Here is an 18,501-nt window from a genome sequence, read left to right on the forward strand (position 1 = left end):
TGGACGGGGCGGCTACGCCCCGGTCACCAGCCATGCGCCGCCCGCGGCCCGCCGGCCGAGCGTGATCCAGCGTGCCACCATCCAGACCCCGAGCGCGCACCAGAGGGCGACGATGCCGAAAGCCCCCGCGATCAGGGCCGCCGGCAGGTACGCGAGCGTCGTCCACACCCCCGCCCACGCGAGGTAGCGCTGGTCGCCCGCGCCGATCAGCACCCCGTCGAGCACGAACACCACGCCGCAGATGGGCTGGAAGACCGCCACGGGCCACAGCACGGCCAGGAGCTGCTCGGTGACGTCCGGATCGGCGTCGAACAGCCCGGGCAGCAGCGGCCTGGCCGCGACCACCAGCAGGCCGAGCAGCACGCCCGACCACAGTCCCCAGCGCACCATGCGCGCGGTCGCCGCCCTGGTCGCGTCCGCGTCGCCGGCCCCGAGGGTGCGGCCGGTGATCGCCTGTCCCGCGATGGCGATGGCGTCGAGCGCGAAGGCCAGCAGCGTCCACAGCTGCGTGGCGATGGCGTACGCGGCGAGCTGCGACTCGCCCATGCGGCTGGCGATCACGGTCCCCACGACGAGCACGATCCGCAGGCACACCGTACGGACGAACAGCGCCAGGCCGGCCGTACCCGCCCGCCTGACGCCCGCCACGTCAGGGGCCAGCGGCGTGCCGCGCCGCCGGGCGCCCCTGACGACCACGGCCACGTAGACGACGGCGCCGAGCGTCTGCGCGAGCACGGTGCCCCAGGCCGAGCCGGCGATGCCCCACCCGAGCACCAGCACGAACCACGCGTTCAGGGCCGCGTTGAGCGCGAACGACCCGACCGCGACCACGAGCGGGGTCACCGTGTCCTGGAGCCCGCGCAGCACGCCGGTGCCGGCCAGCACGACGAGCATGCCGGGCGCGCCGAGCAGGCTGATGCGCAGGTACGTGACCGCCTCGGCGGCCTGCTCGGGGCTCGCGCCGAACAGGCTCACGACGGCCGGGGCGAGCGGCCAGCCGAGCGCGACGAGCCCGAGGCCGAGGCCGAGGGCCAGCCAGACGCCGTCCACACCGTCGCGCATGGCCCGCCCGTGCTCGCCCGCCCCGGTGCTGCGCGCCACGGACGCCGTGGTGCCGTACGCGAGGAAGACGCACAGGTTCACCATCGTCGCGAGGACGGTGCCCGCCACGCCGAGCGCGCCCACGGCGACGGTGCCCAGCCCGTGTCCCACGATCGCGTAGTCGGCCAGCAGGAACAGCGGCTCGGCCACCAGCGCGCCGAACGCCGGCACGGCAAGGCGGAGGATCTCCTTGTCCTGGCGTGTAATGGGCATTTGCCTATTATGGCCCTTACCTGGCATGTCGGGCCAACTTTCTTTCCTCCACAGTCGGTGGATAGTGTTTTCGCTGGTCAGCGCCATGGTCGTTGAGAAGTGAACAAGTTATCCCCAGGCTCGTCCACAGAGCTTTCACATGTTCGGCGCGATAATCCACAGCTTGTCCACAGAGTTATCCACAGGCCGCGTTGCTGTCCGCCCGGGAAGCGGCCAAACTGTCAGACCGGTCGACTACAAGTGGGGGTGGTGCGACCGACGGAAGCTGTTGAGGGGGCGCCGTGAGCATCGACGAGGAGACGGGCGCCGGCCCGGGGTTCGAACGCACACCGCCCAGCAACATCGAGGCCGAGCAGTCGGTCCTGGGCGGCATGCTGCTGTCCAAGGACGCCATCGCCGACGTCGTCGAGATCATCCGCTCCGACGACTTCTACCGGCCGGCCCACCAGATGATCTACGACGTCATCACCGACCTGTACGGCCGGGGCGAGCCCGCCGACGCGGTCACCGTCTTCGACGAGCTGCAGAAGCGCGGCGAGATGGCCAGGGTCGGCGGCGCCGCCTACCTCCACACGCTGACCGCCGTGGTCCCCACGGCCGCCAACGCCGGCTACTACGCCAAGATCGTCCGCGAGCAGGCCATCCTGCGCCGCCTCATCGAGGCCGGCACCCGCATCGTCTCCTTCGGCTACGGCGGCCAGAACGAAGAGGTCGACGACCTCGTCGACCGCGCCCAGGCCGAGATCTACAAGGTCACGGAGCGCCGCACCTCCGAGGACTACGCGCCGCTGGCCGACATCATGCCGGGCGCCCTGGACGAGCTGGAGGCCATCGGCAGCCGCGGCGGCCAGATGGTCGGCGTCCCCACCGGCTTCCAGGACCTCGACCAGCTCACCAACGGTCTCCACCCGGGCCAGATGATCGTCGTGGCCGCCCGTCCCGCGATCGGCAAGGCCCTGGCCCTGGACACGCCGCTGCCCACGCCGACGGGCTGGACGACGATGGGGGAGGTCGCGGTCGGCGACCACCTGATCGGGGCGGACGGCAGGCCGACCCGTGTGGTGGCCGCCACCGAGGTGATGCACGGCAGGCCGTGCTACGAGGTGGAGTTCGCCGACGGCACCGTGGTCGTCGCCGACGGCTCCCACCAGTGGCTCACCGAAACGCGAGCCTCGGGCGGCTCCACCCGGCAGGCCGCGTCGGTCAGGACGACCGAGGAGATCGCCGCCACTCTTCGCTGCGACATCGCGGATCGGCGATACAACCACAGTGTGCCGGTGACCCGGGCGGCCGACCTGCCCGAGCGCGACCTCCCGCTCCCGCCGTACACGCTGGGGGTGTGGCTCGGCGGCGGGCACCGCGACAGCGCGCGGTTCACCACGACGGACCCCGAGATCGTCGGCCACATGGAGCAGGACGGCGTCCGCGTCGACAAGGTCGGCCCCGGACCGCTGTACTCCTTCACGCTTCCGGAGCCGCCCGGGGTCGCGGAGGCGATCCTCCGAAGCCTGGACGTGCTTGGGAACAAGCACGTCCCGGCCGCCTACCTGCGCGCCGGCGAGCGGCAGCGTCGCGAGCTCCTCGCCGGCCTGCTGGACACCGGCGGACACGCCGATCCCGGCGGCACGGTCGTTCTCGCGGTCACCGACCAGCGGCTCGCCCACGACGTGCACGAGCTGGTCCTCAGCCTGGGATACACGGCGACCATGACCACGAAGACGGTCCAGGGCCGCTCGTGCCACCAGATCTGCTTCACCCCGGCGGACAAGGTGTTCAGGCTCTCCCGCAAGCTCGCCGGGCAGAGCCCCACGCAGACGCACGAGATCGGCTACCGGCACATCACGGCCGTCCGCCGGATCGACTCCGTGCCCGTGAGATGCGTCGAAGTGGACAACCCCGACCATCTGTACCTCGCCAGCCGTGCCTGGATTCCCACGCACAACTCCACGCTCGGGCTCGATTTCGCCAGGTCGGCGGCGATCAAGCATGGGATGACCACCGTCATCTTCTCCCTGGAGATGTCGCGCAACGAGATCACCATGCGTCTGCTCTCGGCCGAGGCGCGGGTGGCGCTGCACGCGATGCGCTCCGGCATGATGGGCGACGACGACTGGACGCGGCTGGCGCGCCGGATGAGCGAGGTGGCCGAGGCGCCGCTGTTCATCGACGACTCGCCCAACATGTCCATGATGGAGATCCGGGCCAAGTGCCGCCGCCTCAAGCAGCGCAACGACCTGCGGTTCGTGGTCATCGACTACCTCCAGCTGATGAGCTCGCCGAAGAAGACCGAGAGCCGCCAGAACGAGGTCTCGGAGATCTCGCGTGCCATTAAGCTGCTGGCCAAGGAGCTGGAGGTCCCGGTCATCGCGATCTCCCAGCTCAACCGTGGCCCCGAGCAGCGCACCGACAAGCGCCCGGCGGTGAGCGACCTTCGCGAGTCCGGATGCCTGACCGCCGCCACGCGGATCATGCGGGCCGACACCGGAGCGGAGGTCTCCCTGGGTGAGCTGCTGGCGTCGGGAGCCCGGGACATTCCGGTGTGGTCCCTGGACGAGCGCCTGAAGCTGGTCCCCCGGACGATGACGCACGTGTTCCCCAGCGGGGTGAAGCGGGTGTACCGCGTGCGGCTGCGCTCCGGGCGGGAGGTCGAGGCGACCGCGAACCACCCGTTCCTCTCCTACGACGGATGGCGTGCCCTCGAAGAGCTGGCGCCCGGTACGAGGGTGGCCGTCCCGAGACACGTCCCGCCCCCGCTCGACATCACACCGTGGGACGAGGACGAGCTGATCCTTCTCGCGCGCCTCATCGGTGACGGCTCGTTCGTCGAGCGGCAGCCGATCCGTCACGGGGGCGTCGACGGAGCCGACCCGTCCGCTGTCGCCGAGTGGCTCGACGGGCTGGGACTCCTCGGGTTGAGGAGTCACGAGAAGTTCCTGCCCGCCGGCCTGTTCTCGCTGCCGAAGGCGCAGGCCGCCCTCTTCCTGAGGCATCTGTGGGCCACGGACGGTCGCGTCCGGTGGGACGATCCGCATCGCGAGGCCCGGGTCTCTTACACGTCGGCCAGCAGGCGGTTGATCGACGACGTGGCTCGCCTGCTGCTCCGGTTCAACGTGATGACGAGGGTCGAGGAGGTGCGCGAGGGCGAGCACCGCCCCTCGTACCAACTGCTCGTCCACGGAGCCGAGAACCAGCTCCGTTTCCTGGACGAGATCGGGATCGACGGGGCCCGCGCGACCCGGGCGGCGGAGTGCGTACGCCGTCTGCGCGGTGTGACCGCCGGCACCGACCTCGACACCGTGCCGGAGGACGTCTGGACCAAGGTGCGATCGGTGCTGCTCGAGAAGCGCGTGAGCCAACGGGAGTACGCCGCAGCGGTGAAGACCGAACCCGGCGGCACCGGCCTGTGGAAAACGTCACCGAGTCGCGAACGGCTGGGCAGGATGGCGGCCGTCCTCGGCGAGGCCGACCTCGAACTGCTGGCGACCAACGACATCTTCTGGGACGAGATCGCCTCCGTCGAGGATCTGGGCGAGCAGCCCGTCTTCGATGCCACGGTCATGGGGACGCACAACTTCATCGCCAACGGGATCAGCCTGCACAACTCGATCGAGCAGGACGCCGACATGGTCATCCTGCTGCACCGGGAGGACGCGTACGAGCGGGAGTCGCCACGGGCCGGCGAGGCGGACCTGATCGTCGCCAAACACCGAAATGGACCGACCGCCACCGTCACCGTCGCCTTCCAAGGGCACTACTCCCGCTTCGTCGACATGGCTCAGCACTAGGGTCGTCCACGACGCCGGCAGGCAGGCTGTCCGCGACGCGGACGGCGTGCATGGCAGCGGCTACGCAGTTCTGCGTAGCCGACTCGTGCCCCGGTACGCCCGTTGTCGTAGGCGCTCGCGCGTCCGGGGGGAAGTGTTCTCGCGCGCGGGAACCGTAGGATCGCGGCATGGAAGACCGCCTCGCGCCGTTGCGCCTGCCTGTGCCGGCGCAGGACGTGTTGCTCACGGTCTTCGTCACCGTGATGCAGGTTCAGGGCACGATGGTGCGCAATGCCGGCGAGGTGGTGCAGCGTCCCCTCACCGACCTCGGGAACCTGGGATACGTCCTGCTGGTCGTGAGCGGTGTGGTCGTCGCCGGCCGCCGCCGGTGGCCGGTGCCGGTGTTCGTCACCGCCGCACTCGCCAGCCTGCTCTACTACGGCTTGGGCTTCCCGGACGGGCCGGGCTGGCTCGGGCTCTTCGTCGCCCTCTACACCCTCGCCGCGTACGGCGACGGGCGCCGGTCGCTGGTCACAGCCGGTGTGGGCACCACGGTGCTCGCCATCGGCTGGCTGGTCGCCGCGGCCGACATCGAGCCACGCGCCGCCATCGGCTGGGTGTTCTTCCGGATCGGCGCGTCGGTCATGAGCGCGGCCCTCGGCGAGTCCGTCCGGTCCCGGCGGGTCATCGCGGCCGAAGCCCAGGAGCGCGCCGAGTTGGCCGAACGGACTCGCGAGGAGGAGGCGCGGGCCCGTGTCGACCTGGAACGGCTCCGCATCGCGCGCGAGGTCCACGACACCGTCGCGCACGCCATAGCGATCATCAACGTCCAGTCCGGTGTCACCGCGCACGTGCTCGACAAGAGGCCGGAAGTTGCGCGCGAGGCGCTGCGAGCCATCGAGCAGACCAGCTCCCGGGCGCTGCGGGAGATGCGGGCCATCCTCGGGGTGCTTCGCGACGACGACGGTGACGACGGCGGGCGCGTGCCGTACCCCGGGCTGGGGCAGATCGAGGAGCTGACCGCCAAGGCCCGCGAAGCGGGACTCGACATCAAGCTCGAGGAGACCTCGCCCGCGGCGCCGTTGCCGAGCGCGGTGGGAAGCGCCGCCTACCGAATCCTCCAGGAGTCGATCACCAACGTGATCCGCCATGTCGGCCCGACCCGGGTGACGGTGGCGCTGAACCCCGGGATCGAGGCGTTGGAGATCCGCGTGACCGATGAGGGCCGCCTCGCCGTCCGGCCTGATGACCTCGCGGACCCGCATCCGCCGGCCCGGCATCCGGCCGGCACCGGCGGCTCGGCCAGGCCCGGCCGGGGCATCCTCGGTATGCGCGAGCGCTGTCAGCTGCTGGGTGGGGAGCTCGACGCCAGGCCGCTTCCGGGCGGCGGGTTCGAGGTCAGGGCACGACTGCCCCTCGCGCCGACCGGGTCGCGCCTGTGAACGCGGCCGCCGCGTCACCGCCGGCCGACGCTCCGATCAAGGTGCTGGTCGCCGACGACGAGGGTCTCGTACGTTCTGGGTTCAAGGTCCTGCTCGACCTCGAGGACGACATCACGGTGGTGGGCGAAGCCACCAACGGTGCCGAAGCCGTCGAGCGGGCGCGCGCCACTCGCCCCGACGTCGTCCTCATGGACATCCGCATGCCGAAACTGGACGGGATCCAAGCCACCGCGCAGATCGCCGGGACGCCAGGGTTGGAGCGCGTCCGAGTCCTGATCCTCACCACCTACGACACCGACGAGTACGTCTTCGACGCGTTGCAGGCCGGCGCCAGCGGCTTCCTGCTCAAAGACGCCGGACCGGCCGAGCTGCTGCATGCCATCCGGGTGGTCGCCGCCGGAGAGGCGCTGCTCGCGCCGCGGATCACCCGGCGCCTCATCGGCCAGTTCACCGCGCGGCGAACAGCTGCCCGGGCCGCGGAGGACCGGCTCGCGGTGCTGACCGAGCGCGAGCGCGAAGTGCTGGCTCTGGTGGGGCAGGGCCTCAGCAACCACGAGATCGGTGCCGAGTTGTTTCTCAGCCCGGCGACCGCGCGCACCCATGTCAGCCGCGCCATGGCGAAGCTGGGTGCGCGCGACCGCGCGCAACTGGTCGTCATCGCCTACCGGACGGGACTGGTGAGCCGCTGATCGGCGGGCGCTCCTCGGACCGGCCTCGCCGCCCGACCCGGCCCGACGGACCGCCCCCGTACGCGGTCCCGGCCCGACGGACCGCTCCCGTACGCGGGCCCGGTCACGTCGCCGGGGACCTGAGGCCCTTGGACGACAGGGCCGGGACCACCGCCGCGAGCACGGCCAGCAGCGCGCAGCCCGCCGTCACCGCGACGACCGTCCCCCACGGCATCGTCACCCACGGCAGCGTGCCCGCGATCGGCCCGGTGAGCTGGACCAGCGCCGTCCACAGGCCGAAGAGGCTGAGCGCCGTGGCCAGCGCGGCCAGGACGGTCCCGACCGCCACCACCAGCAGCGCCTCGCCCATCACGTACCTGAGGACCTGCGCCCGCGTCGCCCCCAGCAGGCGCAGCGACCCGCGCTCCGCCTCGCGGTCCGACGCGGCCATCAGCAGGGTGTTGACCAGGGCGATCGAGGTGTACGCCAGCATGATGCACAGCACCACCAGCAGGCCCAGCCGGCTGGCCGAGGCGCGGCGCGTGCCGATCTGCCGCTCCCACGCGGCCTTGGTGAGGGCGTCGGCGTTGTGGCCCCGGGTGGCCTGCCGGAGCGCCGCCCCGACCTGCTCCGGCGTCGCACCGGGTCGCAGCTTGACGTATGCCCTGGACGGCAGGGCGGAGAAGGCGTGCGCCGGGGTGACGTAGGAGTCGGCGGCGGAGCGGTCGCCGAGCACGGCCGTGACCGTGAGGGACGTCTCGCTGCCGTCGGCGCGCCACATGGTGACGGACTGGCCGACGTTCAGCTCCCATGTCCGGGACACCGCGATCGTGTCGTCACGGAGCCCGGCCAGCGAGCCGGCGACGACCGGCACGTCGATGCTCCGGAGCAGCGCTTCGGGATCGACGGCCTCGGCCGGTCGCCGGATCAGCGCGGTCCTGCCTTCGAGGGTGTAGACGCTGGTCGGGGTGGTCGTGGTGACGTCCGCTCCCGGGACGGCGCGCAGGCGCTGGACGAGCTGCCGGTCGAGCCCGGCCGAGCCGGTGGGGATCACGACATAGTCGGCTCGTACCGGCTGCGCCTCCAGCACGGTCCTGGCCGCGTCGCTCATGGCGGCCGCGCCGAGCAGCGAGGCGGCCAGGCCCACCGTGACCAGCACGGGAGCGGCCGTCGCGGCGGTCTGCCGGGCGGAGGCGGCGGCTCCGGCGGCGACGACCGTGCCGCCGGCGCCGCGCAGCCGCTCGACAGGCCAGGTGAGCAGGCGGGGGACGGGCCGCACCACGACGGGCGCGAGCATGCCGACGGCCGCGATGAGCAGCATCAGAACCGGCATGTACGACTTGTTGCCGGTCGCGGCCGACGGATCGCCCACGGCCGTCACGGTCATGCTGACCAGCGCCGTGGCGAGAATCGCCAGGCCCGCGACCCACCGGCCGGGCGTCATGGCGCCCTGCTCGACGCTCGACTCGCGCAGGGCCTCGGCCGCGGGCACCCGGCCCGCCCGTCGCGCCGACACGGCGACGCCGAGCAGCGCGACGACCACGCCGGTGCCGAAGGCGATCCACGACGGCACCCGGGAGACGCTCGGCACCAGCCAGCCCGGAGCCATCCCCAGCCCGGCCAGCCAGTCCAGGATCGGACGGGCGCCGAAGGGGCCGAGCAGCGCGCCGGCCGCGGAGGCGGTCACCGCGACCAGCAGCGCCTCGCCGTACACCATGCGCCTGACCTGCGGGACGGTCGCGCCGATCGTCCGCAGCAGGGCGAACTCCCGCCGCCGTTGCCCCACCGCGAACGCGAACGTGGACGAGACCACGAACACGGCGATGAAGCCGGCGAACCCGGCGGCGATGCCGACGATGGTGTTGGCGTTGTCCCGCGCGTTCTCGTCGGCCGCGCGGGAGGGGTCCGCGAGCGCTCTGCCCTGACCGGCCAGAACGCGCGCCTTCCCGCCGACCACGGCCTCCACCTCGGCGGCGGGCTTCCACAGGGCGAGCGCGGTGACGCGCGGGGAGAGCCGGGCGGCCTGCGCGTCGGAGAAGAAGACCGTGGCCTCGGGACCGGGGGAGGTGACGCCCACGACCGTGTACGCGCCGGCGCCGGAGGCCGTGACGACGGACACCCGATCGCCGACCCGGGCGCCGCCGGTCACCGCGACCTCACGCGCCGAGGCGGGTGCCCGGCCGGGCAGCAGCCGGGGCGGCGCCGTCCTGGCGGCTGCCCACGGGCGCCCCACCGCCGGGGGCCCGCCGGCGAGCTGCGCGGGGAAGGCCCGGTCCACGACCGCTCCGGGCAGGCGCGCGGCCAGCTCGGCGGGTACACCGCGCGGCTCGGCGAGGGGCGCGCTGCTGCCGCCCTGCCAGGTGGGCACGGTGAGCCGGTCGTCCGGCACGACGACGACGGGAGCGGCGGCGTAGCGCTGCGGGCCCCGGTCGGGGGAGCCGCTGGTGGTCGCGAGCACCTGGCCGAGCGCGGCGATCAGGGCGGCGCCGAGGGCCAGCGCGGCGAAGGTGCCGGCGAACGAGACCCACCGCGTCCGCAGGGTGGCCAGGGCGATCCTCAGCACGACGCCTCCAGTTGCAGCATGCGGGTGGCGACGAGTTCGGCCGTGGGATCGGCCAGCTCGCCGTACACGCGCCCGTCCGTCAGGAACACCACCCGGTCGGCGTACGAGGCGGCGACCGGGTCGTGCGTGACCATCACGATGGTCTGCGCGTGCCGGTCCACCAGCGTGCGCAGGAGCTGGAGCACCTCCCGGCTGGTGTTGGCGTCGAGGGCGCCGGTCGGCTCGTCGGCGAACAGCACGGCGGGCCTGGTGACCAGGGCCCGCGCGATCGCGACGCGCTGCTGCTGGCCGCCCGACATCTCGGCGGGCCGGTGCCCGGCGCGGCCGGCCAGGCCGACGGCCGCCAGGCTCTGCCGTACGAGCTCGGGGTCGGGGCGGCGGCCGGCCAGGCGCAGCGGGAGGCCGACGTTCTGCTCGGCGGTGAGCGACGGCAGCAGGTTGAACGCCTGGAAGACGAACCCGATCCGGTCGCGCCGCAGCAGCGTGAGCTGCTTGTCGGTGAGCCGGGCCAGGTCACGGCCGTCGACCGTCACCTGTCCGGACGTGGGGCGGTCCAACCCGGCGGCGCACTGCAGCATCGTCGACTTGCCCGAGCCGGACGGCCCCATCACGGCCGTGAACGTACCGGTCCTGAAGCCGATCGTCACGTCGTCGAGCGCGGTGACGCCGTGCGCGTACTGCTTGGTGACCGAGGTCAGATCGACCCCTTGCATGAAATCCACGATGCGAACGCTATGGGCGCCCCACGAGGCGGGGTACCGGACGAGTGACTAGGATTCCGCAGGTGCTTGAGGGACGCGCCCACGACCAGGCGAGGCTGGACACGCTGCTCAGCGGGGCCCGTGAGGGCCGCAGCGCCGTGCTGGTGATCCGCGGGGAGCCGGGCATCGGCAAGACCTCGCTCCTCGCCTACGCGGGCGAGCGGGCCCGGGACATGGCCGTACTGCGCGGCACCGGCATCGAGACCGAGGCGGAGATCCCGTTCTCCTCGCTGCACCTGCTGCTGCGCCCCGTCCTGGCCCGCGTGGACACGCTGCCGGAGCGGCAGGCGGCGGCGCTGAGCGGCGCCCTCGGCATCGGGCCCGCCGGCCGGGACGACGAGTTCCTGGTCGGCCTGGCCGTGCTGTCCCTGCTGTCGGACCTGGCCGACGACGGCCCCCTGCTGTGTCTCGTGGACGACGCGCACTGGCTGGACAGGGCCTCGGCGGCGGCGCTGCGGTTCGCGGCTCACCGCCTGCACGCGGAGGGGGTCGTGCTGCTGTTCGGCGCCCGTGACGGCTTCGACGCCGCGGGGCTGCCCGAGCATCTGCTCGGCGGCCTGGACAGGGAGAGCTCCGAGCGGCTGCTGACAGGGCGTGCGCCCGGTCTCGCCGCTCCCATGCGCGAGCGGATCATCGAGGAGAGCGGCGGCAACCCTCTCGCCCTGCTCGAACTCCAGGAGAGCGCGCCCGCCCAGGGTCCCCTTCCGCTGCCGCGCCGCATCCAGGAGGCGTACGCCGCGCGCATCGCCCGGCTGCCGGCGGACGCCGCGACCGTGCTCGTGCTGGCCGCGGTCGAGGACGGCGGGGAGCTGCCCGTCATCGTGCGGGCCGCCGCGGAGCTCGGCGTCGCCCCGGCGGCCCTCGACACGGCGGAGCGGTCCGGGCTGATCAGGATCGACGGTGCCCACGTGACGTTCGCCCACCCGCTCATGCGCGCCGCCGCGTTCCGGCACGGCACGTACGCCGCGCGGCTGGAGATGCACCGCGTCCTCGCGCGGCTCCTCGGCGGCCGGCCGGACCGGCAGGCGTGGCACCTGGCCGCGGCGGCGACGGGCCCGGACGAGACGGCCGCGCTGGCGCTGGAGCAGGCCGCGGAGCGGGCCAGGGAGCGCAGCGGCAACGCGGGCGCGTCCGCCGCGCTGGAGCGCGCCGCCGAGCTGACGGAGGAGACGGCCGTACGGGCACGCCGGTTGACCTCCGCGGCGGTCGCGGCGGCGGACGCCGGCCAGCCGGGCCGGGCGAAGGACCTGATCGACCGGGCCGGCCACCTGCTGACGGATCCCCGGTCGCTCGCCCGGCTGTCCGAGCTGCGCGCCCGCGTCGCCTTCGACGAGGGGGCGCCCCACCTGGCCCACGACCTGCTCCTGTCGGGCGCGGACCTGATCGTCGGGCAGAGGGTGACCGGGCGGAGGGCCGCCGGGGACGCGGTGACGGGAGACACGGCCACCGGAGAGATGGCCGCCGGAGACGCGGCCGATGGAGACATGGCCGATGGAGGGGGGATCGCCGCGGCCGATCGGGTCATGGCCGGGCTGATGCTCATCGACGCCGCCCGCAACGCCTGGCAGCTCAGCGACCCCGGCCGGGTCGCGGAGGCGGCCGGCCGGTTGCACGCGCTCGGCCTCCAGCCGGAGGACGGTCTCGGCCCCGCCGTGGACGCCGTCACGGGCGCGGCCGAGTTCCTGGCCAAGGGACCGGCCGGGGCCCTGGCCACCATGCGCGGCCTGGTCGCCGACGGCGGCCGGATCCGTGAGGGAGCGCACGCGCTGCGCGTCAACGCCGCCTTCGTCGCCGGCCTGGTCGGCGACTTCCAGGCCGGCCGTGACATCTCCGCGGCCGTCGCCGCCGAGTGCCGGGCGCGCGGCGACATCGGCAAGCTCCCGCTGGCCCTCCTGACGCTCACGGCCTGCGACCTCTACCTCGGCCGGTTCAACGACGCCGTAGCCGGCGCCGCCGAAGGGCTGCGGCTGGCCGCCGACACCGGCCAGCCGAACCGGGCCGGCTACCTCGAAGGCATGCTCGCCTGGATCGCCGCCGTACGGGGCGAGGACGCCGAGTGCTCCAGGCTGGCGACCCGGTGCCTCGACCGGTTCGAGGCCAACCGGATCGCCAACGGGCCCGCCTGGGCCGAATGGGCGCTGGCCCTGCTGGAGCTCGGCCGGGGCCGTTTCGCCGAGGCGCTGGACCGGCTCGACGCCGCCCTGGAGGGGCCGGTGCGCCACCAGATCCAGGCGGTGTACTTCGCACCCGACCAGATCGAGGCGGCCGTACGGCTGGGCGCCCCGGCGGGCGAGCCGTTGCGGCGGTTCGAGGAGTGGGCGGACGCCGCGGGCCACGACTGGGCCGGCGGGGTGCTCCACCGCTGTCGCGCCCTGCTCGAACCCGACTGGGACACCGCGCACGAGCACTTCCGCGCCGCCGTACGGCTGCACGCCGACAGCGGCCGCCCGTGGGAGGCCGCGCGGACCCGCCTGGCCTTCGGGGAGCGGCTGCGCAGGGAGCGGCACAAGGGCAGCGCCCGGCCGCACCTGCGTGCGGCGCTGGAGACGTTCGAGCGGCTGGGAGCCCGGCCGTGGGCCGAGCGCGCCCGGACGGAGCTGCGGGCCGCGGGAGACACCAGCGCTCCGGCCGGGCATGACGAGGCCGTCTCCGCGCTGTCACCGCAGGAGCTGCAGATCGTCCGGCTGGCGGCGGCCGGGCTGACGAACCGGGAGATCGGGGCGCAGCTCTTCCTCAGCCCCAAGACGGTCAGCTACCACCTCTACCGGGCCTTCCCCAAGCTCAACGTGGCCAGCCGCGCCCAGCTCGCCGGCCTCGACCTGTCCTGACCGGTGTGACGCACCAGACAGGCCGGACAGGAATCCTGGCTGATCAACGCGGTGCTGCACAGGAGGAGAGCAGTTCGAAGGGAGCAGGCCATGTCCATTCTGATCGCCTATGACGGTTCGGCCGACTCGCGTTCCGCGATCGAGTTCGCGGCCAAGCATCTGGCCCCCGAGCCCGTCGTCGTCGTGACCGTATGGGAGCCGTTGCTGGTGCAGCTCAGGAGGTATCCGCTGGCGGACCTCGCGGCGGTCACGGACGGCACCGACGAGTGGCGCGAGCTGGCCGAGCGGCACGCCGAGGAGGGCGCCGACCTGGTGCGGGCCTCCGGGATCACCGAGGTGACCCACCGGGCCGTGGCCGATCGGGAGTCGATCTGGAAGACGATCGTGGACGTGGCCGACGAGCTGGACGCCTCGCTGATCGTCACCGGCTCGCGCGGCCTGTCGGAGACCCGTTCGGTGCTGCTGGGCAGCGTCTCCAACCACGTGCTGCACCACGCGCGCCGGCCGACGCTGATCGTCCCGCCGCCCGCGAAGGACGGCGGCCGCTAGCCGGCCTGTCACGCAATGCCGGCCGGACGACCGGTCCGGCCGCTGATACCCATCCCGTCTCGATACTCAGGGCATTCGATCACTGACTGAGAATAGTCTCGGTGCTCGATCGGGCAGCACGAAGCATCCCGCCTCTCGCGGGAGGGCGGTCAGATACAGCACTCTCCCGCGGGGGACGTCTTGGCCGCGGCGGGCCCGGCATGGATCAGGTGGGTGTCGATGCGCCTGGCGCCCGGCCCCTCCTCGCCCAGCCGGTCGTACGGGTTGGCCAGGGCGCACCGGTCGAGCGACAGGCAGCCGCAGCCGATGCAGTCGGTCAGGTCGTCGCGCAGCCGCTGGAGCTGCTCGATGCGGTCCTCCAGCTCGCCGCGCCAGGCGGCCGACAGCCGGGCCCAGTCCCCGCGCGTGGGGGTGCGCTCCTCCGGCAGCTCGCCGAGCGCGTCCCTGATCGTCTTGAGCGGGATGCCGATGCGCTGGGCCAGCCGGATGAAGGCCACCCGGCGGAGCGTGTCGCGGGTGTAGCGGCGCTGGTTGCCGGCGGTGCGGCGGCTGGTGATGAGCCCCTTGGTCTCGTAGAAGTGCAGTGCCGACACGGCGACTCCGCTGCGCTCGGCGAGCTGCCCGACGGTCAGCTCCTTGGTGTTCCACGGGGCCCTGGTCATACCTGGACTATAGTTCAGGATCGCTCGGCCGCTCGAGGAGCGTCTCCAGCACCTCGACCGGCCGGGCGCTCATTCCCAGCGGAACAGGCGCACGGCCAGCCAGCCGAAGACCAGCACGCCGGCCGCCATCACCGCCAGGTGCAGCGGCTGCGGCCAGTCGCCCGCCCAGGTGGCGCGCATGGCCTGGGCGAACGGGCCGGCCACCGAGAAGTCGCTGAAGACGCGCAGCGCGCCCGGCATGAACTCGCGCGGGATCCACATGCCCGCCACGAACATCAGCGGGAACATCACCACCGACCCGATCCCGGAAGCGGCCTTCCCGGTGCGCGCCAGCGCGGCGATCACCAGCCCCATGGCCATCAGCGCGGCCGTGCCCAGCAGGAAGACCAGCACGAACCCGACCGGCTGCCGGGGCATGGCCGTCCCCAGCACGAGCCGGCCGAGCACGATGACCAGGGCGGTGGACACGGCGCCGACGGCCACGTTGATGAGGAGCTGGCCGGCCAGCATCCGCGCGGGGTGGACGGGCGTGGTCGACATCCGCCGCAGCACGCCCCGTTCGCGGTACGTGGTCAGCACGGTGGGCAGCACCGTGAACGCCAGCGTGAGCATCGCCAGCAGCGTCATCATGGCCGGCAAGTGGGTGTCGGTGATCCGCTGCCCGCCGAGCGCGGGGTCGGCCTTGCCCATGTCGGGGATGCTGCCCAGCACCAGCAGCAGCCCGACCGGCAGCACGATGGAGAACAGCATGGCCGGCCACTCGCGCAGGTAGAGCTTCGTCTCGACGGCGAGGATCTTCCTCATGACAGTGTCCTTCCGGTGAGGGCGAGGAACGCGTCGTCGAGCGTGGACTGCTCGATGCGCAGGTCGGTGGGCACGATCCGGTGCTCGGCGAGCGCGAGCGTGACAGCGGGCGCCAGGTCGCCGACGCCGGTGACCTCCAGGTGATCGCCGCTGCCGGTGACCGAACGCACCTCGGGCAGCGCCAGCAGCAGCGCGTGGTCCACGGGCGCCGACGGCCGGAACCTGAGCCGCTGCTCCCCGCCCGCCTGGGCGACGAGCGCGGCCGGGGTGCCGGTGGCCACGACGCGGCCCCGGTCGATGAGGGTGAGCCGGTCGCAGAGCCGTTCGGCCTCCTCCATGAAGTGGGTGACCAGCACGATCGTGACGCCCGAGTCGCGCACCTGCTCCACCAGCTCCCAGGTGTCGCGGCGGGCCTGCGGGTCGAGACCGGTGGTGAGCTCGTCGAGCACGGCCACGCGCGGCCGGCCGACCAGGGCCAGGGCGACCGACAGCCGCTGGCGCTGCCCGCCGGAGAGCTTGCCGAACGCGGTGTCGCGCTTGTCGTGGAGCCCGACCCGGCGCATCAGCTCCTCCCAGTCGGCGGGGTGCGGGTAGAAGGAGGCGTACAGGTCCAGGGCCTCCCAGACCTTGATCTTCTCCGGCAGCGCGGCGCTCTGGAGCTGCGCTCCGAGCACGCGGCGCAGCTCGTCGCGGTCGTGGTGCGGGTCGAGCCCGGCCACCCGTACGGTGCCGGAGTCGGGCACCCGCAGACCGGCGACGCACTCGACGGTGGTCGTCTTGCCGGCGCCGTTGGGTCCGAGGATGCCGAAGATCTCTCCCTCGGCCACCTCGAACGACACGTCCTCCACCGCCACGTGACGGGGGTAGCTCTTGCGGAGGTTTCTCACCTCGATGACCTTCATGCCTCGACGGTAGGAATCGGGGCCGGTGGCGGGAATCGGGTTGGGTGCCCGGTAACGGTGTACCTAGGTACAGTGCGAGTGCTGTCGTTGTTCGCGCACACTGGTGACATGCTCCGACGACTGACCGGGACGGCCCGGGTGTCCGCGCTGCTCGGAATGATCATCGTCCAGATCGGCATCCTGCTGTTCGCGTTGCCGGCGGTGATCATGACGTTCACGCTGGGGCTGGTCTTCCTCTACCCGCCGGCCGTGCGCATGGTGCGGGGGACGGCGGAGGAGACCCGGCGCCGGATCGGCGCCTGGTCCGGGATCCGGATCGCCTCGCCGTACCTCCCGGAGCCGCCGCCGCCGCAGCCTCTGACGGACGGGATGTACCGTCACGAGCGGACGCTGTACAAGTCGCCCCGCGTCCCCGCCTGGAACGCCCGGTGGAAGTGGCTGACCACCGACCCGGCGAGCTGGCGCGACCTGCTGTGGCTGGGCCTGGACCCGCTGATCAAGATCGCTCTGCTGCCGATGCTGCTCGTGACGCCCACCAGGGGCCTGCGGGTGTACGGCCAGTGGTGCGCCCTGCTGCTGTCCCCCACCCGCACGAGCCTGCTGCGCGGTCAGCTCACCCACCTCCACCAGTCACGCAGCATCGCCGCGGACTCCCAGGCGGCCGAGATGCGGCGCATCGAGCGCGACCTGCACGACGGCACCCAGGCCAGGCTCATCGCGATCGGCATGACCCTGGGCGCGGCCGAGGAGCTGATGGACTCGGACCCGGCCGCGGCGAAGGCGCTGATGACCAAGGCCCGCGACGCCTCCGCCGACACGCTGACCGAGCTGCGGCGGCTCATCCGCGGCATCCACCCCCCGGTGCTGGCGGAGCGGGGGCTCGCCGACGCCGTGCGCGCCCTCGCGATGGACACCGCGCTGCGGGTGGAGGTGGAGGTGGACCTGCCGCACCGGCCGGAGCCTCCGGTGGAGGCCGCGGCCTACTTCGCGGTCAGCGAGCTGCTGGCCAACGCCGCCCGGCACGGCGACGCCCGCTCGGCGAGCGTGGACATCAGCTCCGACGGGTCGGCCCTGCGCATCACGGTCACGGACGACGGCCTGGGCGGCGCGGACCAGGCCAAGGGCAGCGGCCTGCGCGGGATCGAGCGGCGGCTGGCCGCCTTCGACGGCGTGATGGCGATCAACAGCCCGCCGGGCGGCCCGACGGGCGTCATGATGGTGCTGCCCAAGGTGCTCCCGGTCCACTGGGCGGAGGGCAACAAGCTGCCGCGCTGGAAGACCGCCGTGGTGGCGCTGTGCTGGTCGCTGGCCTGGTGTCCGCTGTTCCCGCAGGGGATGGTCGCCGCCGTGTTCAAGACCTTCGCGTTCCCCGAGAAGTCGTGGTTCCTCGCCCTGTACGCCCCCGAGCCCCTCCAGTGGCCGGTCATCCTCTTCATGATCGCTCTGGGTCTCGGCATGTACGCGACCGCCATCGCGATCCCCGCCAAGCACAACCGGGACCGCTGGATGGCCGAGGCGCCGCGCCGGCTGGGGATGTGCTGATGGGCGACCGGGTGCTGATCGCCGAGGACCTCTACCTGCTCAGGGACGGGCTGGTCCACCTGCTCCAGGCTCACGGGTTCACCGTCGTGGCCGCAGTGGAGAGCGGTCCCGAGCTGCTGAAGGGGCTGGTCGAGCTGCGGCCCGACGTGTCGGTCGTGGACGTGCGGCTGCCGCCGACGTTCACGGACGAGGGGCTCCAGGCGGCGCTGGAGGCCCGCCGGCAGGTGCCTGGCCTGCCGATCCTCGTGCTGTCGCAGCACGTCGAGCAGCTCTACGCCCGCGAGCTGCTGGCCGACGGCTCCGGCGCGATCGGCTACCTGCTGAAGGACCGGGTGCTGAACGCCGGGCAGTTCGTCGACGCCGTGCGCCGGGTGGCCGGTGGCGGCACGGCCATGGACCCCGAGGTCATCGCCAAGCTGCTGGCCAGCAACGCCCGGAACGAGCCGCTGGCCGCGCTGACGCCGCGCGAGCGGCAGGTGTTGGAGGCCATGGCCGAGGGCCGCTCCAACGCCGCCATCTCGCAGCGGCTCTACCTGAGCGAGAGCGCGGTGGCCAAGCACACCGCGAGCATCTTCGCCAAGCTGGGTCTGGCCCCCTCCGACGACGACAATCGCAGGGTGCTCGCAGTGCTCGCCTACCTCAACAGCCGCTGACTCCCGCCTGGTCGACAAGCTGCACGGGATTGTCGGTGGGACCGGCTAC

At 72.8% G+C, this 18,501-nt stretch carries 13 protein-coding genes; 7 read left to right on the forward strand and 6 right to left on the reverse strand.

The genetic code is table 11. The features are described 5' to 3' along the window. Window positions 1-12 precede the first annotated feature (12 nt). A complete protein-coding gene (locus MTP10_RS05005; protein ID WP_310707798.1) occupies window positions 13-1,314 on the reverse strand; it encodes an MATE family efflux transporter in 1,302 nt (433 codons plus the stop codon). Between the two features lie 281 nt (window positions 1,315-1,595). Between MTP10_RS05005 and dnaB the strand changes: the two genes are divergently transcribed. The 3 genes from dnaB (at window position 1,596) to MTP10_RS05020 (ending at window position 7,209) form a co-directional block, all read left to right on the forward strand. Then, the gene (gene dnaB, locus MTP10_RS05010; protein ID WP_310707799.1) at window positions 1,596-5,099 is read left to right on the forward strand and encodes a replicative DNA helicase; all 3,504 of its coding nucleotides are present in this window, start codon (window positions 1,596-1,598) and stop codon (window positions 5,097-5,099) included. A gap of 167 nt (window positions 5,100-5,266) precedes the next feature. Next, window positions 5,267-6,520, forward strand: coding sequence for a sensor histidine kinase (locus MTP10_RS05015; RefSeq protein WP_310707800.1), 1,254 nt, complete (start codon window positions 5,267-5,269; stop codon window positions 6,518-6,520). Further along, entirely contained in the window at window positions 6,517-7,209 is a 693-nt protein-coding gene (locus MTP10_RS05020; RefSeq protein ID WP_310707801.1) for a response regulator transcription factor, read from the forward strand. Before MTP10_RS05015 ends, MTP10_RS05020 begins: the two co-directional genes overlap by 4 nt. 103 nt (window positions 7,210-7,312) lie before the next feature. Here MTP10_RS05020 and MTP10_RS05025 read toward each other — a convergent pair whose 3' ends face one another. Together MTP10_RS05025 and MTP10_RS05030 are read right to left on the reverse strand one after the other, a co-directional pair. Beyond that, window positions 7,313-9,751: an FtsX-like permease family protein gene (locus MTP10_RS05025; protein ID WP_310707802.1), complete on the reverse strand. Its 2,439-nt coding sequence runs from the start codon at window positions 9,749-9,751 to the stop codon at window positions 7,313-7,315. After that, complete coding sequence (locus MTP10_RS05030) at window positions 9,745-10,464, reverse strand: ABC transporter ATP-binding protein (protein ID WP_310708160.1); 720 nt, start codon at window positions 10,462-10,464, stop codon at window positions 9,745-9,747. Before MTP10_RS05030 ends, MTP10_RS05025 begins: the two co-directional genes overlap by 7 nt. 71 nt (window positions 10,465-10,535) lie before the next feature. On the opposite strand from MTP10_RS05030, the gene MTP10_RS05035 reads away from it, so the two are divergent. Together MTP10_RS05035 and MTP10_RS05040 are read left to right on the forward strand one after the other, a co-directional pair. Beyond that, entirely contained in the window at window positions 10,536-13,340 is a 2,805-nt protein-coding gene (locus MTP10_RS05035; RefSeq protein ID WP_310707803.1) for a LuxR C-terminal-related transcriptional regulator, read from the forward strand. Between the two features lie 90 nt (window positions 13,341-13,430). After that, window positions 13,431-13,889 (forward strand): universal stress protein, encoded by a 459-nt coding sequence (locus MTP10_RS05040; protein ID WP_310707804.1) that lies wholly within the window; start codon window positions 13,431-13,433, stop codon window positions 13,887-13,889. Window positions 13,890-14,038: 149 nt separating this feature from the next. On the opposite strand, the gene soxR is transcribed toward MTP10_RS05040, so the two are convergent. From soxR to MTP10_RS05055, 3 genes are all read right to left on the reverse strand, one after another. Beyond that, entirely contained in the window at window positions 14,039-14,551 is a 513-nt protein-coding gene (gene soxR, locus MTP10_RS05045; protein ID WP_310707805.1) for a redox-sensitive transcriptional activator SoxR, read from the reverse strand. Between the two features lie 69 nt (window positions 14,552-14,620). Continuing rightward, entirely contained in the window at window positions 14,621-15,355 is a 735-nt protein-coding gene (locus MTP10_RS05050; protein WP_310707806.1) for an ABC transporter permease, read from the reverse strand. Further along, complete coding sequence (locus MTP10_RS05055) at window positions 15,352-16,257, reverse strand: ABC transporter ATP-binding protein (protein WP_310707807.1); 906 nt, start codon at window positions 16,255-16,257, stop codon at window positions 15,352-15,354. The genes MTP10_RS05050 and MTP10_RS05055 overlap by 4 nt, the downstream gene beginning before the upstream one ends. Before the next feature lie 108 nt (window positions 16,258-16,365). Between MTP10_RS05055 and MTP10_RS05060 the strand changes: the two genes are divergently transcribed. Both MTP10_RS05060 and MTP10_RS05065 read left to right on the forward strand, forming a co-directional pair. Continuing rightward, complete coding sequence (locus tag MTP10_RS05060) at window positions 16,366-17,799, forward strand: sensor histidine kinase (RefSeq protein ID WP_310707808.1); 1,434 nt, start codon at window positions 16,366-16,368, stop codon at window positions 17,797-17,799. Continuing rightward, window positions 17,799-18,452: a response regulator transcription factor gene (locus MTP10_RS05065; protein WP_310707809.1), complete on the forward strand. Its 654-nt coding sequence runs from the start codon at window positions 17,799-17,801 to the stop codon at window positions 18,450-18,452. The genes MTP10_RS05060 and MTP10_RS05065 overlap by 1 nt, the downstream gene beginning before the upstream one ends. Window positions 18,453-18,501: the final 49 nt, after the last annotated feature.

The sequence above is a fragment of the Nonomuraea sp. 3-1Str genome (genome assembly GCF_031570565.1).
Lineage (GTDB): Bacteria > Actinomycetota > Actinomycetes > Streptosporangiales > Streptosporangiaceae > Nonomuraea.